At 56.4% G+C, this 25,975-nt stretch carries 27 protein-coding genes; 9 read left to right on the forward strand and 18 right to left on the reverse strand.

Annotation, left to right across the window (positions count from 1 at the left end; translation table 11 throughout):
• The first annotated feature begins 148 nt into the window (after positions 1-148).
• Together K3729_00730 and K3729_00735 are read left to right on the forward strand one after the other, a co-directional pair.
• On the forward strand, positions 149-751 hold the full coding sequence (locus tag K3729_00730; GenBank protein ID UWQ99358.1) for a TetR family transcriptional regulator C-terminal domain-containing protein: 603 nt from the start codon (positions 149-151) through the stop codon (positions 749-751).
• Between the two features lie 55 nt (positions 752-806).
• Entirely contained in the window at positions 807-1,475 is a 669-nt protein-coding gene (locus tag K3729_00735; GenBank protein ID UWQ99359.1) for a flavodoxin reductase, read from the forward strand.
• A 45-nt stretch (positions 1,476-1,520) separates the two neighbouring features.
• Here the strand turns inward: K3729_00735 and K3729_00740 are convergent, their stop codons facing one another.
• The 6 genes from K3729_00740 to K3729_00765 form a co-directional block, all read right to left on the reverse strand.
• Positions 1,521-1,784: a Rho termination factor gene (locus K3729_00740; protein ID UWQ99360.1), complete on the reverse strand. Its 264-nt coding sequence runs from the start codon at positions 1,782-1,784 to the stop codon at positions 1,521-1,523.
• A 48-nt stretch (positions 1,785-1,832) separates the two neighbouring features.
• Positions 1,833-3,137 carry an NAD-dependent dihydropyrimidine dehydrogenase subunit PreA gene (gene preA / locus K3729_00745; GenBank protein ID UWQ99361.1) on the reverse strand — a complete coding sequence of 435 codons (1,305 nt, stop codon included), beginning with the start codon at positions 3,135-3,137 and terminating at the stop codon, positions 1,833-1,835.
• 12 nt (positions 3,138-3,149) lie between these two features.
• Entirely contained in the window at positions 3,150-3,515 is a 366-nt protein-coding gene (locus K3729_00750) for a hypothetical protein (protein ID UWQ99362.1), read from the reverse strand.
• Positions 3,515-4,855, reverse strand: a complete 1,341-nt coding sequence (locus K3729_00755) for an NAD(P)-dependent oxidoreductase (GenBank protein ID UWQ99363.1) — start codon at positions 4,853-4,855, stop codon at positions 3,515-3,517. Before K3729_00755 ends, K3729_00750 begins: the two co-directional genes overlap by 1 nt.
• A gap of 161 nt (positions 4,856-5,016) precedes the next feature.
• Entirely contained in the window at positions 5,017-5,928 is a 912-nt protein-coding gene (locus K3729_00760; GenBank protein ID UWQ99364.1) for a Gfo/Idh/MocA family oxidoreductase, read from the reverse strand.
• Positions 5,928-7,670, reverse strand: coding sequence for a dihydroxy-acid dehydratase (locus K3729_00765; GenBank protein UWQ99365.1), 1,743 nt, complete (start codon positions 7,668-7,670; stop codon positions 5,928-5,930). Before K3729_00765 ends, K3729_00760 begins: the two co-directional genes overlap by 1 nt.
• Before the next feature lie 239 nt (positions 7,671-7,909).
• On the opposite strand from K3729_00765, the gene K3729_00770 reads away from it, so the two are divergent.
• The 4 genes from K3729_00770 (at position 7,910) to caiD (ending at position 12,823) form a co-directional block, all read left to right on the forward strand.
• Positions 7,910-8,650 (forward strand): class II aldolase and adducin N-terminal domain-containing protein, encoded by a 741-nt coding sequence (locus tag K3729_00770; GenBank protein ID UWQ99366.1) that lies wholly within the window; start codon positions 7,910-7,912, stop codon positions 8,648-8,650.
• Positions 8,651-8,755: 105 nt separating this feature from the next.
• Positions 8,756-9,919, forward strand: coding sequence for an acyl-CoA dehydrogenase family protein (locus K3729_00775; protein UWQ99367.1), 1,164 nt, complete (start codon positions 8,756-8,758; stop codon positions 9,917-9,919).
• A 96-nt stretch (positions 9,920-10,015) separates the two neighbouring features.
• Positions 10,016-12,037 (forward strand): acetate--CoA ligase family protein, encoded by a 2,022-nt coding sequence (locus K3729_00780; GenBank protein ID UWQ99368.1) that lies wholly within the window; start codon positions 10,016-10,018, stop codon positions 12,035-12,037.
• A gap of 3 nt (positions 12,038-12,040) precedes the next feature.
• The gene (gene caiD, locus K3729_00785; protein UWQ99369.1) at positions 12,041-12,823 is read left to right on the forward strand and encodes a crotonobetainyl-CoA hydratase; all 783 of its coding nucleotides are present in this window, start codon (positions 12,041-12,043) and stop codon (positions 12,821-12,823) included.
• Here the strand turns inward: caiD and K3729_00790 are convergent.
• On the reverse strand, positions 12,820-13,443 hold the full coding sequence (locus K3729_00790; protein UWQ99370.1) for a class I SAM-dependent methyltransferase: 624 nt from the start codon (positions 13,441-13,443) through the stop codon (positions 12,820-12,822). The two genes, caiD and K3729_00790, sit on opposite strands and share 4 nt — an antisense overlap.
• Before the next feature lie 56 nt (positions 13,444-13,499).
• Here K3729_00790 and K3729_00795 point away from each other — a divergent pair, with 56 nt between their 5' ends.
• On the forward strand, positions 13,500-14,363 hold the full coding sequence (locus K3729_00795; GenBank protein UWQ99371.1) for an SDR family oxidoreductase: 864 nt from the start codon (positions 13,500-13,502) through the stop codon (positions 14,361-14,363).
• Here the strand turns inward: K3729_00795 and K3729_00800 are convergent.
• Positions 14,326-14,976 (reverse strand): androgen-induced gene 1 family protein, encoded by a 651-nt coding sequence (locus tag K3729_00800; GenBank protein ID UWR00890.1) that lies wholly within the window; start codon positions 14,974-14,976, stop codon positions 14,326-14,328. The two genes, K3729_00795 and K3729_00800, sit on opposite strands and share 38 nt — an antisense overlap.
• Positions 14,977-15,114: 138 nt before the next feature.
• On the opposite strand from K3729_00800, the gene K3729_00805 reads away from it, so the two are divergent.
• Positions 15,115-15,891: an ion transporter gene (locus K3729_00805; protein ID UWQ99372.1), complete on the forward strand. Its 777-nt coding sequence runs from the start codon at positions 15,115-15,117 to the stop codon at positions 15,889-15,891.
• A gap of 83 nt (positions 15,892-15,974) precedes the next feature.
• Here K3729_00805 and dxs read toward each other — a convergent pair whose 3' ends face one another.
• From dxs to K3729_00835, 6 genes are all read right to left on the reverse strand, one after another.
• The gene (dxs, locus tag K3729_00810) at positions 15,975-17,888 is read right to left on the reverse strand and encodes a 1-deoxy-D-xylulose-5-phosphate synthase (protein UWQ99373.1); all 1,914 of its coding nucleotides are present in this window, start codon (positions 17,886-17,888) and stop codon (positions 15,975-15,977) included.
• A gap of 10 nt (positions 17,889-17,898) precedes the next feature.
• Complete coding sequence (locus tag K3729_00815; protein UWQ99374.1) at positions 17,899-18,753, reverse strand: polyprenyl synthetase family protein; 855 nt, start codon at positions 18,751-18,753, stop codon at positions 17,899-17,901.
• The gene (locus K3729_00820) at positions 18,746-18,982 is read right to left on the reverse strand and encodes an exodeoxyribonuclease VII small subunit (protein ID UWQ99375.1); all 237 of its coding nucleotides are present in this window, start codon (positions 18,980-18,982) and stop codon (positions 18,746-18,748) included. The genes K3729_00815 and K3729_00820 overlap by 8 nt, the downstream gene beginning before the upstream one ends.
• Positions 18,979-19,902, reverse strand: coding sequence for a histone deacetylase family protein (locus K3729_00825; protein UWQ99376.1), 924 nt, complete (start codon positions 19,900-19,902; stop codon positions 18,979-18,981). The genes K3729_00820 and K3729_00825 overlap by 4 nt, the downstream gene beginning before the upstream one ends.
• Before the next feature lie 153 nt (positions 19,903-20,055).
• Complete coding sequence (locus K3729_00830; GenBank protein ID UWQ99377.1) at positions 20,056-20,763, reverse strand: response regulator; 708 nt, start codon at positions 20,761-20,763, stop codon at positions 20,056-20,058.
• Positions 20,760-21,266, reverse strand: coding sequence for a MarR family transcriptional regulator (locus K3729_00835; protein UWQ99378.1), 507 nt, complete (start codon positions 21,264-21,266; stop codon positions 20,760-20,762). The genes K3729_00830 and K3729_00835 overlap by 4 nt, the downstream gene beginning before the upstream one ends.
• A gap of 141 nt (positions 21,267-21,407) precedes the next feature.
• Between K3729_00835 and K3729_00840 the strand changes: the two genes are divergently transcribed.
• On the forward strand, positions 21,408-22,277 hold the full coding sequence (locus K3729_00840) for a branched-chain amino acid aminotransferase (protein ID UWQ99379.1): 870 nt from the start codon (positions 21,408-21,410) through the stop codon (positions 22,275-22,277).
• 49 nt (positions 22,278-22,326) lie between these two features.
• On the opposite strand, the gene K3729_00845 is transcribed toward K3729_00840, so the two are convergent.
• The 4 genes from K3729_00845 to K3729_00860 form a co-directional block, all read right to left on the reverse strand.
• Positions 22,327-22,596, reverse strand: coding sequence for a hypothetical protein (locus K3729_00845; protein UWQ99380.1), 270 nt, complete (start codon positions 22,594-22,596; stop codon positions 22,327-22,329).
• Positions 22,597-22,839: 243 nt separating this feature from the next.
• Complete coding sequence (locus tag K3729_00850) at positions 22,840-23,757, reverse strand: DMT family transporter (protein UWQ99381.1); 918 nt, start codon at positions 23,755-23,757, stop codon at positions 22,840-22,842.
• Between the two features lie 18 nt (positions 23,758-23,775).
• A complete protein-coding gene (locus tag K3729_00855) occupies positions 23,776-24,771 on the reverse strand; it encodes a DUF2183 domain-containing protein (GenBank protein UWQ99382.1) in 996 nt (331 codons plus the stop codon).
• The gene (locus K3729_00860; GenBank protein UWQ99383.1) at positions 24,771-25,931 is read right to left on the reverse strand and encodes a PQQ-dependent sugar dehydrogenase; all 1,161 of its coding nucleotides are present in this window, start codon (positions 25,929-25,931) and stop codon (positions 24,771-24,773) included. Before K3729_00860 ends, K3729_00855 begins: the two co-directional genes overlap by 1 nt.
• Positions 25,932-25,975 lie beyond the last annotated feature (44 nt).

The raw sequence follows: 25,975 nt of genomic DNA on the forward strand, positions 1-25,975 counted from the left end.
GCTTATTTGACCATCTGGTCAAAGACACGCTAACAGAGGGCAAGACTCAGTCAAGCTTTCTGCCGCCTACCTTCGTTATTCCTAAAAAAAGTGCGCCACTGGCGTAGAAATTGCTTCCCTCGCTTCCTTTTTGTGCAAAGTGTAACTCATGCCTAAGTCAGCCACCCGTATTCAGCAAAAAAACCAAGCCGCTATCATGGCCGCTGGGTTGGAAGTTTTTTCCCAGTTTGGCTTTCGCGGATCGACGTTAGATCAGGTCGCGGACGCTGCCGGACTGTCGAAACCGAACCTGCTGTATTATTTCCCATCAAAAGATGCGATCTACAGCGCGCTGCTATCGCGACTGCTGGAAAACTGGCTGGAACCCCTGCACCAGATGGATGACAACGGCGATCCCGTTGAAGAAATTCTGGCCTACGCGAACCGCAAACTGGCCATGAGCCGCGATTTCCCCCGTGAAAGCCGCCTGTTCGCCAATGAAATTCTGCAAGGTGCGCCACGGATCAAAGATGTTTTGGCTGGTGAGCTGCGTGAGCTTGTCGAAGCCAAAGCAACAGTCATTGAAGGCTGGATCGCCGATGGCAAAATTAGACCTGTCGATCCCGTTCATCTGATCTTTTCGATCTGGTCACTGACCCAGCATTACGCGGATTTTGATGTGCAGGTCCGATCCATTTTGGGCGACACAGATCCGTTTGTATCTGCGGAATCCCATTTGGATGATGTTTTCCGCCGACTTTTGGCCGTCTAACCGGACATCGGAACATTTCAAAACCTATGCGGTTATGCCGCCAAAGGAGATTGAAATGACCCATAAATTAGTCCTGCAAGAGATCACTCCGGTGACGCACGATACATACCAGTTGATGTTTGGACGTCCGAAGAATTTCACATTCGCACCCGGACAGGCCGCTGAGCTGGCGTTTCAAAAAGACGGGATCAAGGATGAAGGACGCCCGTTCACGATGGTGTCGCAACCCGATGAATCCAGCCTGAGCTTTGTGATCAAATCCTACCCCGATCATGACGGTGTGACCGAACATGTGCCTGATCTTGGCATCGGCGATATTGCGCAGGCTGACGGCCCGTTTGGCGCGATCCAAGACCATGGCGCTGGCGTTTTTCTGGCCGCAGGTGCCGGTGTAACACCGTTTATTGCAATCCTGAAAAAGCACGAACGCGAAGGGATTAAAGGCGACACGCTGATCTTTGCGAACAAGACCGACGACGACATTATCCTGAAGGAAACGTGGGAATCGCTGGCCGGTGTTGATCCGATTTTCTACATCTCGGATCAGGAGGATACGGCCTACACCAAAGGCAAGGTCGACCAAGCTGAGTTGGAAAAGCTGGTTACTGACAAGACCCAACCATTCTACATCTGCGGTCCGGGTGGTTTTGTGGATGCGATGCGCGATGCCTTGAAAGATATGGGCGTGGCTGACGACAAAATTATTACCGAAGACGGCTGGTAAACCCCCGCAAAAAGCCCGCAAAAATCGCTTGGCGGGCTTTTTCATTTATGAATTTCGCAGCGCGTCGATCAATTCGTCTTTGGTCATGTCTGACCGCCCGTCGATCTCTAGTTCTTGCGCCCGATCGTACAGATCATCTTTGGTCCAATCTTCGTAAGGCGGGGCTTTGCCACCTTTTTCCGATGGGTTTTGATCGTCGCTGGCTTGCGCATTCGCGATCCGAGCCGCTTTTTGTTTCGAGGCCCCGTCTTCGCGCAGGGCCTCGTATGTTTCGTCATCCTTGATGGACGGTCCGTGGTCTTTGGTCAACGTGGTCTCCTTTCGACAGAGCAACGACCAAAGCCATGGTTGGTTCCGCTATTCGGCGGCGACGGCACTCGGGTTATTCGGGTGCGTCGTCCAGTTGGCGTATTCTTTTTCGACAACTTTGCCCGTGCGCGGATCAACCTCGCCCGGTGTCATCGCGACCATTGTGATGCAGTTTTCAACCGGACAAACATCAACGCAAAGGTTACAGGCGACGCATTCTTCGTCAATGACGCTGAATGTCCGGTCTTCGGTCATTGCAATCGCTTGGTGTGATGTGTCTTCGCAGGCTGCGTAGCACCGACCGCACTTGATGCAGTCGTCTTGGCTGATTTGGGCTTTGGCGACGTAGTTCAGGTTCAGGTACTGCCAATCGGTGACGTTTGGCACAGCCATGCCGACGAAATCGGACGTGTTGGTGTAACCCTTTTCATCCATCCATTGGGACAGGCCGCTGATCATTTCCTCAACGATTTTAAAGCCGTAAGTCATCACAGCCGTACAAACCTGTACGTTGCCACAGCCCAACGCCATGTATTCCGCCGCATCACGCCATGTGGTGATACCGCCGATACCGGACATCGGCAGACCGTGCGTTTCAGGGTCGCGCGCGATCTCTGACACCATGGACATGGCGATTGGTTTTACGGCCGGACCGCAATAGCCGCCGTGTGTGCCTTTGCCGTCGATTGTTGGTTCTGGGGCCATCGCATCAAGATCGACAGAGGTGATCGAGTTAATCGTGTTGATCAAACTAACCGCATCCGCGCCACCGCGTTTCGCCGCAGCCGCTGGTTTGCGGATGTCGGTGATGTTCGGCGTCAGTTTCACGATGACCGGTTTGCTATAGTATTGCTTGCACCAGCGCGTCACCATTTCGATGTATTCAGGCACCTGACCCACAGCACTGCCCATACCGCGTTCGGCCATACCATGCGGACACCCGAAGTTCAGTTCGATCCCGTCAGCACCGCAGTCTTCGACCAGCGGCAAGATGGCTTTCCATGCTTCTTCTTCGCACGGCACCATGATGGACGCGATGATCACGCGGTCCGGATAGTCGGCTTTGACGCGTTTGATCTCTTCAAGGTTGGTGAACAGATCGCGGTCGGTGATCAATTCGATGTTATTGATCCCCAACACGGTCCGGTCTTTGCCGTAGATCACGCCGTAACGCGGACCGTTGACGTTCACGACCGGCGGGCCTTCGGACCCGAGTGTTTTCCAGACGACGCCGCCCCAGCCTGCTTCAAAAGCGCGGCGCACATTGTATTCTTTGTCAGTTGGTGGCGCGGAGGCCAGCCAGAATGGGTTCGGGCTTTTGATACCCAGAAATTCAGTTGTGAGATCAGCCATTGAGTAGCCTCCTTAACCGCAAGCGCCGAAACGCCCGATGGGCGCGCCGTCGATAAACGCATCATAGTTTTCGTTGTCCGCAGTGCGATGCATCCGCAGGACGATGTTTTGGTGGTCGGTTTCTTCCACCGTAATGGGATCGGTCGAGGCATCCAGCACGTAGACATTGCGACATGCCAATGACGCCTCGATGGAACGGGATTTGACCACCGGATCGGACAGGTAATCACACACCGTATGTTCGTTGAAACCGGCACTGGTTTCTTCGATGTAAATCACTTCGCTCGTGCCGCAGTGCGCGCCCAAGAACGGTGCAATGTCTGCCCACGCGGGAGAACAAACAGACATTGCGCCGATCAAGGTTGGCACCATCCGCATTAGGCGGCACCCATCAGTGTGGCGTGGATATCCATCGCGGCATCTCGCCCTTCGGCAACGGCAGTCACGGTCAAATCGTCACCACCCGCGGCACAATCGCCACCAGCCCATACCTTATCGTTGCTGGTTTTGCCCGTTTCAGAGACCGCGATTTTACGGCCGTCCAGCGCAAGCCCGCCGTCTGTGGTCAGGGTTTGACCAATGGCGCGGAACACTTGGTCGGCCTCAAGTTTCACGGTTTCGCCTGTGCCTTTCAGGCCGGACCCGTCGTCTTGCGTGTATTCCAGTTCGATGAATTCGACGTAGTTTTCATCATCCGCGTGCAAGGCTTTGGGCTGCACGTTGAACATCAGGTTGACGCCTTTCGATGCGGCGAGGTCCTGTTCGTAGGTGCTGGCACCCATGGCATCACGCCCGCGACGATAGGCAACTGTCACGTTCATCGCGCCCAACAGTTTCGATTGGACTGCCGCATCAATCGCGGTCATCCCGCCGCCGATCACCACAACGTTGCGCCCGACAGGCAGTTGGGACAGATCATCGGACTGCCGCAGATGGGCAATGAAGCGCACCGCGTCGAACACCTGATCCTGATCGTCACCCGGCACGCCAAGCGCATTCACACCGCCAAGACCCACGCCAAGGAAAACCGCGTCATGGTTTGCGACAAGTTCGTCCAGTTGGAAGCTTTCCCCCAAAATCTGGCCTTTGTGGAAGGTGATCCCACCAATGCCCATCAGCCATTCAACTTCTTTCGCGGCGAAGTTGTCCGTGGATTTGTAAGCAGCGATCCCGAATTCGTTCAGACCGCCTGCTTTGCCTTTGGAATCGAGCAGGTTTACTTCGTGACCCAGCATCGCAAGACGGTGTGCGCAGGCCAGGCCCGCAGGACCCGCGCCAAGCACGGCGACGCGTTTGCCAGTTGGTGCTGCGCGTTCGTAAGGATGACTGTTCTTGTCCATAAGCGTGTCAGTAGCGTAACGCTGCAAGCGACCGATTTCGACAGGCTTGCCTTCAGCAGCTTCGCGCACACAGGCCTGTTCGCACAGGTCTTCGGTCGGACAAACACGGGCGCACATGCCGCCCAGAATGTTCTGGTCAAAGATCGTTTGCGCCGCGGCCTCTGGCGTGCCTGTTGTGATCTGGCGAATGAACAACGGAATATCAATCGACGTTGGGCAGGCCGTCACGCATGGCGCGTCATAACAAAAATAACACCGGTCAGCCGCAACCGACGCTTCGTGCGGCGCGTATGGCGCGTGGAGGTCTTTAAAGTTCTCGGCGATTTCGTCGGCGGGCAAGCGGCCGACAGCAATACCGGGAGTCAATGGGGTGGCCATGGGCAACTCTCTGTCTATCCTGAATTGCGTTCAGCTTGGCACAGAAAATTTTTTTATCAAATGGTAAATTTTAGGCGAAATGAAAACAGAGCCTATGGCCGGGGGCACACACGGGTGCCTCCGGCGGGGGTTGTATTAGCGAATTGAAGGGGCGGTTGCGCCTAGAATTCGAAGGCGTCAGTCACAGTGCGTTTGCCCAAAGTGAAGGCATCCGCCACGTGCACCATTGGACGCAAATCAACATCCGAAGCATTTGATTTTACGAGATTACTCATCTGCGCATACAGCGCTGAATATTCTCCGACATCGCCAGTGTCTTGTTCCGTTCCATCGATCAAGAACCGCGTTCCACCGTCTTTGATTTCCGCCGTACCAGCAGTCGTTTCAACCGTGATATCCCAGCTTTGTGGACCAGTTTGACGCCAGTCAAATTCCCCGCTGACGTTGTCTGCCCATTGCATTTTTGCCGCAATAGGTGTGTCGCGATTGGATGGAAATTCCAAAGTTGCGTGTTTGAGCCGCATCTCGAAGGGTAGAATTTCGGTGATAATGGACAGCGCATTGATGCCCGGATCGAAGACGCCCATGCCCCCCGCCTCGAACACCCAGTCTTGGTTTGGGTGCCATTTGCGCACGTCTTCTTTCCAGTTGATATGCGCCGATGTGATGGTTTTGTCCGCCAACCACGCCTTCGCAGGCTGCACCGCTTTTGCCGCGCGGCTGTGCCATGTCGCAAACAGGCTGACGCCCTTTTCGGCGGCCATTTGTTGCAGCGCATGCACCTCTGCCAAGGTCGCGCCGGGTGGTTTTTCAAGCATCACGTGGCGGCCCGCAGCGATGGCTTTGGCTGCGAAATCAAAGCGCGGGACTGGCGGCAGACAAAGCGAAATCACGGGGATATCGGGCCGATCCGCCAGCATTTGGTCGAAGTCGGTGTAGGACGGCACGCCGTCCACGGTCCCCGCCCGACTGACTGTCGCAGCGAGGGTCCAGTCACCCGATGCATTGATTGCAGGCACATGTTGGTCGACCGCGATCTTGCCGATGCCGACGAGGCAGATATTGGTTCCCATCAGTGGCTCTCCCTTGCGACTTCATTTCCGCGGCACCCGACAAGGAAATCAAAATCCGCGCCTGTGTCCGCGCCCATGACTTTGTCATGGTACAGCTGCGCATAGCCGCCGTTTGGCGCCGGAACGCTCGGTTTCCACGCTGCCAAGCGCGACGCCAATTCGTCGTCGGAAATGTCGAGGTGCAGTGTGCGCCCTTCGACATCCAGTTCGATAAAGTCGCCCGATTGCACGACCGCTAATGGCCCGCCTGCGGCCGCTTCTGGTGCGGTGTGCAACACCACGGTCCCGAAGGCTGTGCCAGACATGCGCGCGTCGGACACGCGCACCATATCGCGGATACCCTTTTGCAGGACCTTCTTCGGCAGGATCATATCGCCGACCTCTGCCATGCCCGGATAGCCACGCGGCCCGCAGTTTTTCAGGACCATGACGCAGGTTTCATCAATGTCCAGGTCGTCGCTGTTTACCCGAGCTTTGTAGTCGTCGATGTCTTCAAACACGACGGCGCGGCCACGGTGTTTCATCAAGTGCGGGCTGGCGGCGGACGGTTTTAGCACCGCACCGTTTGGCGCAAGATTGCCGCGCAGCACGGCGATGCCCCCCGATGCGGTCAGTGCTTTTTCAACGGGCAGGATCACGTCGTCGTTCCAGTTGGTGACGTCTTTGACTTCGTCCCAAATGGTCCCGCCGGACACGGTCAACGCGTCTTTGTGCAGCATCCCCGCCTCGCCCAAGCGTTTGATCACGACGGGCAGACCGCCCGCGTGAAAGAATTCTTCCATCAGGTATTTACCGGACGGCATCAGGTTCACAATTGTCGGCACGCCTTTGCCGCAGCGGTCCCAATCATCCAGCGTCAGGTCGATTTCGCAACGACCCGCAAGGGCAAGCATGTGGACCACCGCGTTGGTGGACCCGCCGATTGCGCCGTTGGTGCGGATTGCGTTCTCAAATGCCTCTTTGGTCATGATGTCAGACGGTTTCAGGTCGTCCTTGACCATATCCACGATACGGCGGCCCGTGATGTGGGCCATTACGCGGCGGCGACTATCAACGGCGGGAATCGCGGCGTTGCCGGATAGCGCCATACCAAGCGCTTCAGCCATCGACGCCATTGTGGACGCGGTGCCCATCGTGTTGCACGACCCAGCAGAGCGGGACATTGACGCCTCTGCCGCGACAAATTCTTCGGGTGTCATGTTGCCTGCTGCGACTTCGGCAGAGAAATGGCGGATGTGGGTGCCGGACCCTACGACTTCACCACGGAAATTACCGTTCAACATGGGGCCACCGGACACCATGATCGCCGGAATATCGACGGATGCCGCGCCCATCAGCAAGGCGGGCGTAGTTTTGTCACAACCTGCGAGCAGCACAACGCCGTCGATGGGTTTACCGCGCAAAGATTCTTCGACGTCCATCGCACATAGGTTGCGGAACATCATGGCAGTGGGGCGCAGTGCGACCTCGGACGGGGAAAACACGGGAAATTCGACGGGGAACCCGCCTGCTTCGTACACACCGAATTTCACGCGTTCGGCGAGATCGCGCAGGTGGGCGTTGCAAGGCGTCAGTTCGGACCACGTATTGCAGATACCGATCACCGGACGACCATCCAAAAGATCCGCGGGCAGACCTTGGTTCTTCATCCACGACCGATGGTAAATTGCGTCCTTGCTTGATCCGCCGAACCATTCCTGAGAGCGGAGTTTGCGGGGCCATTCGGCAGGCTGAAAGGTCATGGTTGCCTCGTTTTGATGCTATTGGGTGTTTAGGAATTGATACGCGCTGTTCGCGCCAATCTCAAACGCGAAACAAGGCAAAAAACGACGCAAAACCGCTTTATTTTGCTTGGGTTTGGGCCAGTCTCACTATGTGACACCAACCACCCCATTTTGGGCTGTTTTTGTCCAAATAATGAAACCAAAAACGCTTGATTACGAAGCAATGGCCTGCCAGCGTAGCCCAAACGGAGGACGACATGCGCAACACGGTTGATCATTGGGAAGAACGGGTTGATTTGGCGGCAGCGTTTCGCTGGACGGCCCGATTGAACATGCACGAAGGGGTGGCGAACCATTTCTCGTTGGCGATCAATGACGATGGCACACGGTTTCTGATGAACCCAAATCAGGTGCATTTCAGCCGCGTGAAAGCGTCCGATATGATCGTGGTAGACGCCAATGATCCCGACACGTTGAAAGGGCCCGATGCGCCCGATCCAACCGCATGGGGGTTGCATGGCGGCATTCATCGACTGGTCCCACATGCGCGCTGCGCGATGCATGTGCATTCCACGTTCGCCACGGTGTTGGCGTCGTTGCAAGACAGTCGCCTACCCCCGATTGATCAGAACTGCTGCACCTTCTTCAATCGCTATGTAATCGACGATGGTTATGGCGGCTTGGCGTTTGAGGACGAAGGCGAACGCTGTGCAGCGCAGTTTAGCGATCCGAAGAAAAAGGTCATGATCATGGGCAATCACGGGGTGTTGGTGATCGGCGACACGGTCGCGGATACCTTCAACCGGATGTTCTATTTTGAACGGTCCTGCGAAACCTACATTCGCGCACTGCAAACGGGCCTACCCTTACGCGTGCTGCCCGACGACATCGCCGAAAAAACCGCGCTTGAATTGGAAAGCTATCCTGAGCAAGATCAACGGCATCTGGCCGAACTCAAGGCCATCTTGGATGAAGAAGGGTCGCCCTATGCGAGCTAGCAGCGTGCTTGATGATAAAAAGCAGTGGAAAAGCACGCGACGTTTGGCGCCGAGGGGGTGAAAGGGTTTTTCCCTTTTTCCTGACCTCAAACCCAAGGCGATCCCATGACAATTTACGGCACCACTGACGAACACACGATGATTGCGGAGACTGTGCGCAGCTTCGTTGAAAACGAAATCTATCCGCATGAAGAACTGGTCGAACGCACCGGCCACGTGCCCACAGAGATCGCGCAAGAGATCAAGCGCAAGACAATTGAGCTGGGATTTTACGCCTGTAATTTCCCTGAAAGCGTGGGATGCGCTGGCCTGAACCACTTGGAATTTGCGCTGGTCGAGCGGGAACTGGGGCGCGGGTCGATGGCGCTGAACCACTTCTTTGGTAGACCCCAGAACATCCTGATGGCGTGCGAAGGTGATCAGGTCGAAAAATATCTGATGCCTGCGGTGCGCGGTGAAAAGATGGATGCGCTTGCGATGACCGAACCGGGGGCGGGATCTGATGTGCGCGGGATGAAATGCAGCGCTATTCGTGACGGCGGCGATTGGGTGGTGAACGGGACGAAGCATTTCATTTCCGGCGCAGAACATGCCGATTTCATCATCGTCTTCATCGCGACGGGCGAAGACCAGACCCAGCGCGGCCCTAAGAAGCGGATCACGGCGTTTCTGGTGGATCGCGGCACGCCCGGCTTTACGATCCGCGACGGATACAAATCGGTGTCGCACCGCGGTTACCAAAACATGATCCTAGAATTCGACGACTGCCGCCTGCCTGACGCACAAGTGCTGGGCGAGGTCGATGGCGGGTTCGAAGTGATGAACACATGGCTTTATGCCACGCGGATCACAGTCGCGACGATGTCTGTGGGTCGCGCACGTCGTGTGTTCGACTACGCGTTGAATTACGCCGCTGAACGCGAACAATTCGGCCAGAAGATTGGGAAATTCCAAGGCGTCAGTTTCCAGCTGGCAGACATGATCACAGAGATTGATGCGGCTGATCTGCTCACGCTCGCATCGGCGGATCGTTTGGATAAAGGCCTGCCCGCGAACCGCGAAATTGCGTCGGCGAAACTATATGCGTCTGAAATGCTGGCCCGCGTGACTGATGCTGCGATCCAAATTCACGGCGGTATGGGGTTGATGGATGATTATCCGCTCGAACGGTTCTGGCGTGATGCGCGTGTGGAGCGGATTTGGGATGGGACGTCGGAAATTCAACGCCACATCATTAGTCGCGACTTGCTGCGGGCCTTGGGCGCGTGATGTATTTCGACTTGGCGCGCCAAGCCGACAGGTACGAGGGGCCAGCCCCTCGCGCTCCCCGAGGTATTTCTGACCAAAAGAAGCGGGGGACGGCTGATGTCGATTGACTTGCAACGGCTTTTGAAACCGAAGTCACTGGCCGTGATTGGTGGTGGCGCATGGGGAGAAGCGGTTGTGAAACAAGCGCAGGCCTTTGGTTTCGCCGGTCAGATATGGCCGATCCATCCGGTGAAAACCGAGGTTGCCGGATTGCCCGCATATCAAGGTGTGCCGGATTTACCTGCCGCACCTGACGTTGCCTTTGTCGGCATTAACCGCGATGCCACGATTGGTGCGGCAGAGCGGTTGTCGAAGGCGCAAGCAGGCGGCGCGGTTTGTTTTGCGTCCGGATTCGCCGAAGCGCAGGCAGAGGATGGACTTGCGGGCGACGCCCAGACCCGATTGTTGCATGCGGCAGGCGACATGTCGATCCTTGGCCCCAATTGTTATGGTTTTATCAACGCTTTGGATGGCGCAATCATCTGGCCCGACCAGCACGGGTTGTCGCGTGTGGATCGTGGTGTCGCGATCCTGACCCAATCATCGAACATCGCGATCAATCTGACGTTTCAGGCCCGTAACCTGCCCATTGCGATGATGATCACGTGCGGAAACATGGCGCAGGTATCGCAGGCGGCGATCATGGATGCATTGCTCGATGACGATAGGATCACGGCGATTGGCGTGCATGTCGAGGGTTTCACCGACCTCGCGGGATGGGAAGCGGTCGCGCACAAGGCGCATGCCCGCGATATTCCGATTGTTGCGATCAAGGCGGGCCGATCAGAAGCGGCCCGAGCGGCCACGCAATCACACACTGCGTCATTGGCTGGTGAGGACACGAGTGCCGATGCTTTGCTATCTTTCCTTGGCATTGGCCGTGTGAATGCGTTGCCCGAATTTTTAGAGGCTTTGAAGCTAGGCCATGTTTGCGGCCGCTTGGACAGCAAACAGGTGGCGTCGATCAGTTGTTCGGGGGGCGAGGCATCGCTGGCTGCGGATCTGGGGCAAGCGTACGGGTTGACGTTTCCGGCGTTGACCGCTGCGCAAACGACAACGCTTCGCGATGTTCTGGGCCCTAAGGTCGCGCTGGCGAACCCGCTAGATTACCACACCTATATTTGGCGTGACACGGCTGCGATGACAGCCGCATGGTCTGCGATGGTCGATCCTGCTGTTGCCCTGACAATGACCGTCGTGGATGTCCCTGATCTTGCCCGTGCTGACCCGAAGGATTGGGATTGCGCGGTTGATGCAGCAATCGGCGCACAGGAAAAGGGCGGACCTGTTGCGATGGTGTCGTCACTGCCAGAAACGATGCCGACAGCCGTCGCCGAGCGATTGCTGGCCCACAACGTGGCACCCCTACAGGGATTGGCAGAGGCGATGGCAGCTGCCGCAGCCTTGACCCGTCAAACGCCATGTGAGGGATTGCTGACTGGCACCACATACGACCAGCATATTGATCACGGCGAACGTGCCGCGAAAGAGATGCTGCGCAGTCACGGCCTGAATGTCCCGCGCAATGCGTTGGAAACGGATCCTGACCAGATCGCAGCGCTCAATTTTCCGGTTGTCGTAAAGGCGGACCGGATAGCACATAAGACAGAGGCGAATGCCGTTATTTTGAATGTGCGCACGGCTGATGACGCGACTGCGGCGCTGGCGACGTTGCCGCCCAGCGGCGGGCACAACTTTGTCGAAGAAATGGCCCAAGGCGGCATTGTCGAACTGTTGATCGCCGCGACGCATGATCCGGCACACGGGATTATGCTGACGATTGGGGCGGGTGGCACTTTGGCCGAGTTATGGCAGGACACCCAGCATTTGATGTTGCCTGCGACGCACGAACAAATTGATGCGGCGTTGGGCAAATTGCGGATCGCGCCGTTGATTGACGGATATCGCGGCAAGCCTGCTGCGGATCGCGCTGCCATTATTGACCAGATCCTGAAGCTGCAGGCTTGCGTCGCCATGCAGACCGACGGCTTTGTCGAAATCGAAATCAATCCGCTGATTTGCACGCCGACAGAGGCTGTGATCGCGGACGCGCTGTGGCGCCAAACATATCCGGAGTAACCGATGACCAACCCAATCAAAACGCGCCGCGAAGGTGGCATACTGGAAATCACGCTGGACCGTCCAAAAGCCAATGCCATTGATCTTGCGACATCGCGGATCATGGGGGATGTGTTCGCAGATTTTCGCGACGATCCTGACCTGCGTGTCGCGATTATTACTGGCGCGGGCGACAAATTCTTTTGCCCCGGTTGGGATTTGAAAGCCGCCAGTGAAGGCGACGCCGTTGATGGCGATTACGGTGTCGGTGGGTTTGGCGGATTGCAGGAACTGCGCGGGATGAACAAACCGGTGATCGCCGCCGTGAACGGCATTTGTTGCGGAGGCGGGTTAGAGCTTGCCCTGTCTGCCGATATTATTCTGGCTGCTGATCACGCCACCTTTGCCCTACCCGAAATCCGGTCTGGCACTGTGGCGGATGCCGCGTCGATCAAGCTGCCGAAACGCATCCCTTATCATATCGCGATGGAACTGCTGCTAACGGGGCGATGGTTCGACACGTCAGAAGCGATGGGTTGGGGGTTGGTGAACCACACCTATCCTGCCGCTGATCTGATGGATCAAGCATGGGAAATGGCCCGCCTGATCGCGTCCGGTCCGCCGTTGGTATATGCTGCGATCAAAGAGGTTGTGCGCGATGCGGAAGATTCCAATTTCCAAGACGCCATGAACCGGATCACGCAGCGGCAATTGGCCAGCGTTGATGTGCTTTATTCCAGCGAAGACCAGCTTGAAGGCGCAAAAGCCTTTGCCGAAAAACGCGATCCGGTTTGGAAGGGACGCTAAACGGTGCGAAAGATGATCAAACGGGCCATGTCATCAATGTGATCTTCTGATGCGCGGTCGTCATAGATGCGGATGTCTTTGAAGCTTAGGTCGGCGATGCGGTCGTCGATGTCATCCAGCATCGTGGCAAAACCTGCGCCTTCGAAATGTTCCGCGTTTACCGCAATCACAAAAAGGGCACCCTGTTCGGCGACATCTAACAGGGCCACGACCCCTTCGGGGCCGACATGCCCTAGGGTGAAGGTGCCAGCACTAACGACCCCGGCGTAGCGTTGCTGCGTCGGCAGTGGTTGTAGGATGTTCGCTTCGATAAGATCCCGATAATGACCCTTTGTGGCCGCGACCGCCAACATTTCAGCGGACAAATCAACACCATCAATGATGACGTCGCCAAGTGCGGCCAATTGTTCGCCAACAAGCCCCGTTCCGGCACCAACGTCCAGCACGGGCCCAACACCTTCCGCCCCGAAAAATGCAAGCGCCACTTCACGTGGGATTTGGTAGCCTTGGCTAACGCTAAACCCGATGTCGTAGCTGACAGCCCAATCGCGATACAATTCCTTCACCGCTTCAGCAGAGGTGAGGGCGTATGCGTCTTTGACAATCGGCGGTTTGCTCATCCTGAAATGCTAGCACGGACTTGCGCATCTGTCTTGTCTGTATCACCACGGGTGCCATGACACAGACATTGCTTTCATTTGGACACGGATATTCGGCGCAGGCATTGGGACGGCTTTTGCTGCCGCGCGACTGGCGCGTCATCGGCACAACACGGTCAGAGGACAAGGCTGTTACATTCATGCAAGACGGGATTGAACCGCGCATCTGGCCTGGCGCGGATATGATCCCCGCTCTTGATGCCGCGACACACCTGTTGATTTCAGCTGCCCCCGGTGAAAACGGTGACCCGGTGCTTGCCGAATTACGGGATGAGATCGCGAAACGCGTCGATCAATTCGCGTGGGTCGGCTACCTGTCCACCACCGGCGTTTACGGCGACCACCAAGGCGATTGGGTCGATGAAACTGCACCCCTGACCCCAGCCACCAAACGCGGTATCGCGCGTGTGAAAGCGGAAGCGGCTTGGTCAGAGATTGATGGGTTGCCGCTGCATATTTTTCGGCTCGCTGGTATTTATGGGCCCGGACGCGGGCCGTTTTCGAAGGTCCGCAACGGGACTGCGCGGCGCATTATCAAACCCGGACAGGTGTTTAGCCGAACCCATGTCGCTGACATCGCCCGTATTCTTGATGGTTCTATTCAACGTCCCAATCCGGGTGCAGCCTACAACGTCTGTGACAATGATCCTGCCCCGCCCGAAGACGTGATCGCCTACGCGGCCGAACTGCTCGGGCTGCCTGTGCCAGAGGCCGAGGATTTTGAAACGGCCGAAATGACCCCGATGGCCCGCAGTTTTTATGCCGAAAGCAAGAAAGTGCGGAACGACCGGATCAAGGATGAATTGGGTGTTGATCTGCTTTACCCCGACTACAAATCAGGACTTAAGGCGCTGTTTGCGCAGGAAATGTCCGGCGGATAAGCCAAGCTACCGCTGCGAAAACAAGCAACAAAACTAACGCGACCGCAAAGTTTGATCCGTAAAAGACCGCCCTGCCGTTTAGTGCCAGATCGTTCAGGAATGGGTAGGGCAATCCGCTTGTCACCGCACCGACCGGACTATCGTTCATCGGTCCGACCACCATTTCGGCCCACGCGACGTAGGCTGCGATCACCCCAAAGAGCCACGCCAATGGTGCGGTCAGTTTCCTGTAGCTGCGATGCACAAACAACGTGTCCGCGATCTGCAAGGCGGGGCCAAGGCCGTGCAGATACATTTCGAGGTAGAACTGCCCGAGTTCGCCGTCGCGGGTGACAGACGCAGGGTCCGCGAAAAACAGCCGCCAATACAAGAAAACGACCATCGCGTTGATTACAGCGGTCATACACACAAAGCCGTCCCAGCGCCGCGTGCTGCGTCCTTCTTCCAACGCCATCATCCGACTTGCGGCAAAGAACGAACAGAACAGCGCCCAGATCGTCAAGTAACGAAACGGGCCGCCAAATTCGGAAAAATCGCCAAAGAACAAAGTCCGCAAGCAATAGAACGCGGCCAAAAGAAACACGATCCACCGGAAAATGCGCCGTTTGTTCATCATATCTTTGGGTCCTCCTGCGACCAGTCAAACGTGGAAAACCATTTCGGTCCAGCAAGACATGGCGTCACCATTGCCGCCTTGCGCATTTAGCTTGCCCGACCCATATGAAACCGAGACTTTAATAAGGGCCGCGGCATGTCATTTCGTCAACAAGCATCCGATTTTCTCGACCGCCAACCCGTTAAGAACGCGATCATCGTCGTCATCTTGTTCAATGCGGTGATCTTGGGACTGGAAACGTCGACGACGGTCATGGCACAGGCTGGCTCCGTGATCCGTTTCCTCGACTTGCTGTGTTTGACCATCTTTACCGTCGAAATCGCGGCCAAACTGTTCGCGCAAGGCCCGCGGTTTTTCCGCAATGGTTGGAACCTGTTCGATTTTGCTGTTGTCGGCATATCGCTTGTGCCCGTCACGCAAGGCGCATCCGTCTTGCGCGCGCTTCGCGTGCTGCGTGTCCTGCGCGTGCTGTCCGTCGCGCCTTCGCTGCGCCGCGTTGTCGAAGGATTTGTGACCGCCCTGCCAGGCATGGGATCGGTATTTTTGCTGATGGGCATCATTTTCTACATCGGCGCGGTCATAGCAACAAAGCTATTTGGCGCGGCCTTCCCCGATTGGTTCGGCAATCTTGCGCTGTCCGCCTACACCCTGTTCCAGATCATGACGTTGGAAAGCTGGTCGATGGGCATCGTGCGCCCCGTGATGGAGGTTTATCCGACCGCTTGGGCGTTCTTTGTCCCGTTCATCCTGATCACGACCTTCGCCGTTGTGAACCTGCTGGTCGGTCTGATCGTGAATTCCATGCAAGATGCGCACGCTGAAGAAGGAAACGCCGCGACGGATGCTTACAGAGACGAAGTCATGGCAAAACTTATCGCGATTGAACGGCGTCTGGATGCAAACAACCGTTAGGTCGTGCGCCGCCCCCTTCTTTTGGTCGTAAATACCTTGGGGGTTTGGGGGCTAGCCCCCAAGACGTCCGCAAAATACCCGTATCAGGCGCGTTTTTCAATCGTCGCGACGCCCATCACCTCGAGCACTTTCGCTTCGATGTCAGCCGCATTCAATCCGGCCATGTCGTACATAGCGCGCGGGTTTGCTTGGTCGATGAAGATATCGGGCAGCACCATCGACCGGAATTTTAGCCCGTGATCGAACACGCCTTCATCCGCCAGCAATTGCGCCACATGCGATCCGAACCCGCCAACGGCGCCTTCTTCCACGGTGATCAACGCGTCATGGTCTTCTGCCAGTTTCAGGATCATGTCGCGGTCGAGCGGTTTGGCAAATCGTGCATCCGCAATCGTCGGCGTGATGCCTTTTGCACCCAGCGCCTCGCAGGCGGCTTCGACTTCTTGCAGGCGGGTGCCAAAAGACAGGATTGCGACCTTGGACCCTTCACGGATCATCCGGCCTTTGCCGATTTCCAAGACCTGCGCATCTGCCGGAATATCAACGCCCACACCTTCACCGCGCGGGAAACGGAATGCGATTGGGCCTTCGTCGTGGGCCGCGGCGGTCGCAACCATATGCACCAGCTCTGCTTCGTCCGCCGCAGCCATCACGACAAATCCGGGCAGGTTCGCAAGGAACGCCACATCAAACGCGCCCGCATGTGTGGCGCCATCCGCCCCCACGAGCCCCGCGCGATCAATCGCGAAACGTACAGGCAACCGCTGGATCGCAACATCGTGGACAACCTGATCGTAACCGCGTTGCAAGAACGTGGAATAGAGCGCACAAAACGGTCGCATCCCACCCGCCGCAAGGCCCGCAGAAAAGGTCACTGCATGCTGTTCAGCGATACCGACGTCAAAGCAACGGCTCGCGTAACGTTCCATAAATTTGTTCAGGCCCGTGCCGTCAGGCATGGCGGCAGTCACTGCGCAAATCTTCGTATCGGTCGCCGCATGTTTCAGCAGGCTTTCCGCAAAGACGGACGTGTAGGACGGTGCGTTTGACGGCGCTTTCTTCTGTTCACCCGTCACGACGTTGAACTTGCCCGTGGCATGTCCCTTGTCGCGGGCGGCCTCTGCCGGTGCGAACCCTTTGCCCTTTTTGGTAATCGCATGAATTAGAACCGGACCGGTTGCGCGGTCCTTCACGGTGCGCAAAACCGCGAGCAATTGATCCATATCATGCCCGTCAATCGGACCGATGTAAGAAAAGCCCAATTGTTCGAACAGGGTTCCGCCAACGGTCATATGTTTGACCATATCCTTGGCGCGCTTGGCCCCTTCACGGAACGGTTCGGGCAGGAACGACACGGCACCCTTGGCGGCTGCTTTCAGTTCCTGAAACGGCTCGCCCGCGTAAAGCTGCGACAGGTAAGACGACATCGCACCCACTGGTGGCGCAATCGACATTTCGTTATCATTCAAGATCACGATCAGGCGTTTTTTCAGATGCCCCGCGTTGTTCATCGCCTCGTAAGCCATGCCTGCCGACATCGACCCGTCGCCGATGATCGCGATTGCGTCCCCACCTTCACCGCCCAGATCGCGGGCGACCGAAAAGCCCAAAGCAGCCGAAATCGACGTACTGGAATGCGCAGCGCCAAAGCAGTCGTATTCGCTTTCGGACCGTTTCGTGAAACCGGACAGCCCGCCTTCCATCCGCAGGGTACGGATACGATCACGCCTGCCTGTCAGGATTTTATGGGGATAACATTGGTGGGACACGTCCCAGATGATTTTGTCCTTCGGGGCGTCGAACACCGCATGCAACGCTACTGTCAGTTCAACGACGCCAAGCCCCGCACCCAGATGCCCGCCCGTCACCGACACCGCAGAAATCGTTTCCTCGCGTACGTCATCAGCCAGCTGGCGCAACTGCGCATCAGACAGGGTTTTCATGTCCGCAGGGACGTGAACCTGATCAAGGATCGGGGTGGTTGGACGGTCAGCCATCTGTCGGCTCCTACTTATCGCGGGTGATCACATAGCGGGCAGCATCCCGCAGCGGCTCCGCATCATTCCCATATGGTGATAACGCATCACAGGCCTCGTCTACCAGCACCTTCGCCCGACGTTTTGCCGCATCCAGCCCCAGAAGGGACACAAAGGTCGCCTTGCCAGCACTTTCATCCTTGCCCACCGCCTTGCCGACGGTCGCTGCGTCGCCCTCAACATCAAGAATATCGTCCGCAATCTGAAAAGCGAGGCCAAGCGCGTCGCCATAGGCCTGCAACGCCGCCGTATCCGCCTGCGCCATGCGAGGGCCCGCCATCGCCGACCATGTGATCAGCGCACCGGTTTTGCCCGCCTGCAACGTCGTGATTTGATCAAGCGTCAGGGGTGTCGTGGCTGTTTCGGCGGCAATGTCCAAGGCTTGCCCGCCGACCATACCGCGCACTCCGGATGCGACAGCCAAGGACGTCAGCAGATCAACGCGTGCGGCGGCATCAATGGGGGCGTGGCCGATCAGCTCAAAGGCCAATGACTGCAACGCATCGCCCGCCAAAACGGCGGTCGCTTCGTTCCATTTTACATGTACGGTGGGCTGACCGCGCCGCAACGCATCGTCATCCATGCAAGGCATATCATCGTGGATTAGCGAATAGCTGTGCAGACATTCAATCGCAGCAGCCACGTGATCGGCACCTTGCACACTATGCAATCGCGCCCCTTCACAGACTAGAAACCCGCGCAACCCTTTGCCACCGCCAACAGCGTAACGCATCGCATCCGCCACCGTCAGATCGACATCGCCCAATGCGGTCGCAACAACAGCGGCAACACGCGTCTGCGCATCTTGCAATGCGGTCTTAAGCATCCAGCGGCGCAGTCCCATTCGGTTGACCACCTTCACCGAGCGTAATCTTCGCGACCTTTTCTTCGGCCTCTTTCAGCTTCGCCTCACAGCGCGCTTTCAACGCAGCACCGCGTTCATAAAGCGCAATCGATTGATCCAGCGCCACATCGCCGCGTTCCAGCTGGCCGACAACGGTTTCCAGTTCCTTCATCGCGTCTTCAAAACTCATCTGATCAACAGCGTCTGTCATCTGCTTGCTTCCTCTAAAACACCGACATGCGCGGCAACACTGGCACCAAGGGCATCCAGATCGTAACCGCCTTCAAGGGCGGATACCACGCGCCCTGCGCAATGCAAATCCGCAAGCGCGCAAATCCGGCGGGTGATCCAGGCGAAATCGTCGGTCTTCAACATCATGCCGGCCAATGGATCGTCCTGATGCGCATCAAAACCGGCGGACACAAGGATGAGTTCGGGTTGAAATGCATCCACGCGTGGAAACACGATATCATCCCATGCCTTACGAAAAGCAGCAGACCCTGTGCCATCTGGCAAGGGCACGTTCAACACATTCCCAACGCCTGTCTCGTGGGCAGCCCCGGTGCCCGGGTAAAGCGGCGATTGGTGGCTAGAGCAAAACAAGATCCGGGGATCATCCTCGACCAAATCTTGCGTCCCGTTGCCGTGGTGCACATCAAAATCTAGGATCGCGACACGATTTAACCCGTGATGGTCCAACGCGTGCTTGGCAGCAATCGCTACCGAGCCAAAAAAACAGAACCCCATCGCGGTTTCACCTTCTGCATGATGACCCGGCGGGCGGACGGCGGCAAAGGCGTTCCCAACCTCACCATCTAACACCATATCCACGGCCTTCACGACGCCACCGGCTGCACGATACGCAGCCGCCAAAGTGCCTACGGACATATGGGTATCCGCGTCTAACGACCGCCAGCCTTCTACAGGCGCCGCCGCCTTGATGGACTCCACATGAGATTTCGGATGAGCACGCAAAATATCATCATCTGCGGCAAGCGGGGCGGTGACCTGTCGCACATCCAAAGCCTCAAGCGCTGCCAAAACAGCATCTAGCCTTGCGACCTGTTCTGGATGGCCTGGTGGTGTCACATGATCGAAACAATCCTTGTGTGTAATCACAGCGGTCGACATCAGTTCACCCTTCTTTTGGTCATAAATATCTCCCCCGGAGGGTCCGCCGCGGCAACATGTGCCTACAACACCTTGCGGACAACAACGGTGATGCAGTCACAACTGAACTAATCACTTGCGGCGCAGCCGCACAATGGAATCAAGCTTGGTAGATTAGGATTGGTCAGGGGCCAACATGTATCCGGCACCACGCACAGTCTGCAGGTAGCGGGGTTGCTTCGGGTCTTCTTCGATCTTGCGGCGCAGCCGTGTGATCTGAACATCAACCGCACGTTCTTGGGTTTGCCCGCCAGAACGGCTTAACTCTTCCACAAGCTTCGCCCGCGTCACAGGTTCGCTTGGCACGCCCGAGAAAATCCGCATCAGCTGGCTTTCCGTGGATGTCAGTCGCACCAGTTCTTCGCCGCGCCACATCTCGCCACGTTCAATGTCATACCGCACCGGACCCAGGTTCAGCACCTTCGGGGTTGCCACCACGGGTTCTGCCGCAGGCACACGGCGCAGGATTGCGTTGATCCGCAGCAGCAGTTCTTTGGGTTCAAACGGTTTGGCCAGATAATCATCGGCCCCCGCTTCCAACCCTGTAATCCGATCGTCCGTTTCGCCCTTAGCGGTCAGCAACAAAATCGGTGTCGTCATCTGCGTTCGCAGATCGCGGCAAAGCGACAGACCGTCTTCACCCGGCATCATGACGTCCAGCACGATGAGATCGAATTCGAGCCCGCTGAGGATACGCCGTGCGTGAGCTGCATCTTTGGCGCTGCTGACCAAAAAGCCGCTGCGCATTAGAAATTTCTGCAAAAGACCCCGAATACGTTCGTCGTCATCAACAATCAGCAGGTGGGCGTCGTCTGCATTCATTCCGCTTTGTCCTTCAGTGCGTCGTAGTGACGACGCATTTCTTCGTCCATCATGGCTTCCAGCACTTGCCGGAACCCCGCAACAGCCGCAGGTCCAGCCGCACGATAAGCCGCGCGCATCCGGTCCCGCTGGGCGTCAGATAAGGCACGTTCCAACGCCGTACCCGTTTCCGTCAAATACAAATGACGTTCCCGCTTATCTTTTGTCCCAACTGTGTTGAGCACCAAACCGTCTTCGACCAATGTACGCAACACACGATTAAGCGATTGTTTTGTAACGCCAAGGATCGCAAGCAGATTATTGACAGTCGTTCCCGGGCTGCGATGAATGAAATGTACGGCACGATGATGGGCACGACCATAGCCTCGTTCGGATAGGATACGATCCGGATCAGCGGTAAATCCGCGATAGGCAAAGAACATTGCCTCGGTTCCTTTGCGCAGCTGTTCATCCGTTAGAAACAGCAGGCTTTGACCCGTCGTCGACTGACCGCTTTGTGTCATGGCTTCCTCCACCTCGCTCATTCAGAATACGTCAGCTTTGTTGACATTCCAAGAATCAACTGTTAGCGATTTTGAGAAATTGCGCAACATTAAGTCCATTTCGGACATATTCGCGCAACAAATGCAAATCGGGAGGCCGCAATGGCAGCTGCATATGACGATCGCGACGGCAAAATCTGGTTCGACGGAAAGCTTGTGGAATGGCGTGACGCCAACGTCCACATTCTGACCCACGCAATGCATTATGCGTCGTCTGTCTTTGAAGGTGAGCGTTGTTATTCTGGCAAGATCTTCAAATCACGTGAACATTCTGAACGCCTGATCAAGTCCGGCCAGCTCATCGATTTTGATATTCCTTACACAGTGGATGAAATCGAAGCAGCCAAGCAGGCTGCCCTTGATGCCAACGGTTTGAAAGACGCATATGTACGTCCAGTCGCATGGCGCGGGTCCGGCACCGATATGGGTGTCGCTGCCGCCGCCAACCCTGTCCATCTTGCCGTGGCCGTTTGGGAATGGGGCAATTACTACGGTGATGCGAAAACCAAAGGTGCCAAGCTCGATATTGCAAAATGGAAGCGTCCGTCGCCGGAAACAGCGCCGTCCCAAGCCAAAGCTGCCGGTCTGTACATGATCGCCACCATGTCCAAACACGCCGCAGAGGCCAAAGGTTGTTCTGACGCGATGATGTTTGACTACAAAGGCGACGTTGCAGAAGCCACGGGCGCGAACATCTTCTTCGTGAAAGATGGCGAAGTGCACACGCCGGACGCATCCGCATTCCTGAACGGCATAACCCGTCAGACTGTTATCGGCATGCTGCGCGACAAAGGCATCACAGTTGTTGAACGCACCATCAAACCAGCAGAACTGGAAGGGTTCGAACAATGCTGGCTGACAGGCACAGCCGCTGAGGTGACCCCAGTTGGTCAAATCGGCGACTACAACTTTGAAGTTGGCGCCATGGCGCAAGAGATCGCATCGGATTATGAAAAGTTGGTCCGCAGCTAGACGCTAATGTCTGACGGCTAGATTTACAAACTCTAGCCGTCAGACAAATTTATGCAGCTTCTTTGATCCAATTCGAAACTTCAAGAGGCAAGCCATACCAAGCAGCTTCACCGGTAAGCCGCGCGACAAACAATCGGTCATTCTTATCAATAACATGCAGTAAATCATCTCTGATTTGTTGCGCAGACTTGTTCGACCGAACTAACCAGACCGATTGTTGTGGATGACACCAGCTACCATACGATTTAATTTTTTTGATAATCGCGTCGTAGTTTTGTCCTGCATGCATCAAGTCGTATGTAATTGCAAAAGTAGGCATTTTGCCACTCCTTATGGTTTGCCCAAGGGCATTAGACATAAGACCGCAACTTGACGTAGCTACACAAAAATGAGATTCTCAATATGTGCTCGCAAAGCGCTACGCCGTAGTAATACGGTCGGGTACTGAGGGAATCCCCTCAGTACCCATATATACAGGGCTTGGTTGTACGAGTCTACGATCTGTGGATAAGTATACTATATCTAGTAACGGAACGAGGATCGCGGTCTAGATAACAACCACCTATTTCCCTCCAATTGATCCCATCGCTTTGCGTGCTTGTGCCCTTTGCAGGCCCAACGTCCGTTCACGCCAGATGATCAAAACACCCGCAGAGATAACAATCGCGGCACCCAGAAGCATTGTCGCCGTGGGAACTTCGTCAAAGATGAAATACCCGATGCCGAGCGCTAGCAGCATGGATGTATAGTCAAAGGGCGCGACCAAAGACGCGTCGGCGTAGCGATAGCTTGATGTTAGGAAAATCTGACCGATCCCGCCGAATAGCCCTGAACAAATCAACAATGCCGCCGCTGACCAGCCGGGCCAAGCCCAGCCCCAAGGAATCGTAAACAACGACAGGATGCTTGATGTGACCGTGAACCAGAACACGATGGCTGCCGTGCCTTCGGTCGCGACCAGCTTACGCACAAAAACCTGCGCGAGAGCGGCCAGAACCGCCCCCATAAAGACGACCAATGCACCCAGCGTTTCGGACACCCCCAGCGCCGCTGACAGGCGCGGTGATAGCACGATCAAAACCCCGACCATGCCCAAAGCGACGGTGGACAACCGGAATATCCCGACCTTTTCGTCCAGAAACATCGCGGCAAACACAACCACCAGCAGGGGGGCTGCGTAGCCAATCGCCGTGACTTCAGGCAGCGGCAGCAAGCCCAGACCGGTGAACCCGAGCCCCATAGCGCCCGTCCCGATCAATCCGCGCCAGAAATGGCCCAAGGGGTTATTGGTTTTCCACCCGTCCCGCAATTCATGACGCATCGCGAGCCAGCCGAATATGATCGGCAGCGCAAAGAACGACCGGAAAAAGACGGCTTGGCCGGGCGGTACACTGTCAGCCGTCGCCTTGATCAGGCTGGCCATACAGACAAACATACAGACAGAAATTACCTTGAGCGCGATACCATGAACAGGTTGCATTGGCGGCCCCTTTCGGGGTCACACTAGGCGTGGTTCATCTGGGTGCAAGGCCGCAATTGTATCGATATAATCTGGCGCGACGTCCACCGGTACGCCCATCGCGCGGATCGCATCAACGTAAGACATGTCTTCTGCATCAGCCCCATCGCCGGGCGCGCGCAAGATTACTTGTTTGATCCGACCGTGGTGTCGCTGAACAGCGTCGCGATACACATGCGCGTCGTGCTGGCCGGTGTCACCGATCAGATAGAACGCCAAATCAGGGTTTGCGGCAAGGACACGATCAATCGCGCTTCCCTTATGATCCCCATGGGTGCCTGTGATGAACTGCGTTTCTGATATCCCGTAATCGCGCAGGAACTTTGGCGCTTTGGGCAGCCCTGTGCGTGCGAAAATCTGGTCAAGGAAACCGTGCATATTCCAAGGTGACGAACTGATGAAAAAGATAGGATTGCGCCCGTTCTGGTGCAACTGCGTCATCAACGTGACCGCGTCGGGAAAGACCTTACGCGTCAAGGCATTACCCGTCAAAGACGTCCACAAGTTGCGCCACAACGAATAGGCGCCCGTTTCCATCATTGTATCATCAATATCCGAGATCACGCCGAAATCCGCATCAGGGTGTGGGACGAACACAGGGCATACAGCGGTCACGCCGCCTGCCGAAATCACCTGATCGGTCCAACCTGTTTGATCGTCGCGTGGCACGAGAATGGTAAAATACCCTTCCTCGTCCGTCACCGCCGTGTAGTCGCCGCAGGTCACCGTCACATCGGCGACCTCATCGGTCAGAAATAGGCCCACCATCTGACGTAAATTCCGCCATTTGCTTTGATTGGCATGGGCTACGGTTTTCTGCGCGTTGCCAAGCACACGCCCGCGCACGACAAGATGTTCTGGCGTCGCGTAACCGATATAAGGCGCAATCACCGATGCCACGTGTCGCCGCTGAATAAGCGGATCAAGGCGGCGTTCAATCGCGCTGGCGATACGGGCAAGACGGAGTTTCAGCATTATTCGCCAACCACAACTTCAAGCACCGCACCGTCCGTGTCGTCGATCAGTACAAAGACGCGGCCGTCTGCAGTGACCTCTACATCGCGGACGCGGCCCACGTCGGTCAAAAGCCGTTCTTCCCCCGTGACCAACCCGTCTGTCATCTTCAGACGCACAAGCGCACCGGGGTTCAGCGATCCGATCAGAAGATCATCCTGCCAATCCGAATAAGGACCGTCGTAAAACGACATACCACCCGGCGCGATCACCGGATCCCAGTAATAAACCGGCTGTTCTGTGCCGTCTTGCACCGCCACCCCTTCACCAACGTCGCTACCACGGTAATTGATCCCGTAGGATACAAGCGGCCAGCCGTAATTGCCGCCAGCCACCGGTTTATTCAACTCATCCCCACCGCGCGGACCATGTTCAATGGTGTAAAGCGCACCATCCGGCCCAATCGTTGCACCCTGCATATTGCGGTGCCCGTAGGACCAAACTGCGTCATCGCCAAGCTGGTTCACAAAAGGGTTCGACGTCAGAACGCCGCCTGTGTCTGTGACGCGAATGACCTTGCCGTGCGTCGTCGTGATATCTTGCACCAATGTGCCATCATCACCGGCGCCGCGATCGCCGGTCGTGACCCAAACGGTGCCGTCAGACATCGGAATCACACGACTGCCGAAATGTTGCCCCTTCGATGTCGGGTTCGACTGCACAAAGATATCGCGGACATCGGTTAACGCGTTGTTGTCCCCAAGTATGCCGCGCGCAGCGGCGGTGACAGCACCACCATCGACCGGCTTTGCGTAGGTCCAGAACAACGTACGGTCCGTCGCAAAATTGGGGGACGCGGCAACATCCAGCAAACCGCCCTGCCCTTGATCCCAGACATCGGGCAGACCGGTTATCGGATCAGACAACACACCGTCCGCATCGATCAATCGCATTCTGCCGGGTCGTTCGGTCACCACAAATGCGCCATCAGGCAATGCGGCGATCCCCCAAGGGCGCTGCAACCCATCCGCCAAAATCGTCGTCGTAACGGGTGTTGTTTCCAACGCAGGGGCGCGGGTCTGTTCGGGAAATGCAGGGTCAAAACCGGCATTGGGCGCGCCCTGTTCGACCTGACCGATGGCCAGCGTGGGTAGTACAAAAAACAACAGGCTCAAGCGCATGGTCGCAATCCTTTTCTTGGGGCTGATGCACAGCGTAAGGTGCA

The sequence above is a fragment of the Rhodobacteraceae bacterium S2214 genome (genome assembly GCA_025141675.1).
Classification (GTDB): Bacteria; Pseudomonadota; Alphaproteobacteria; order Rhodobacterales; family Rhodobacteraceae; genus Yoonia.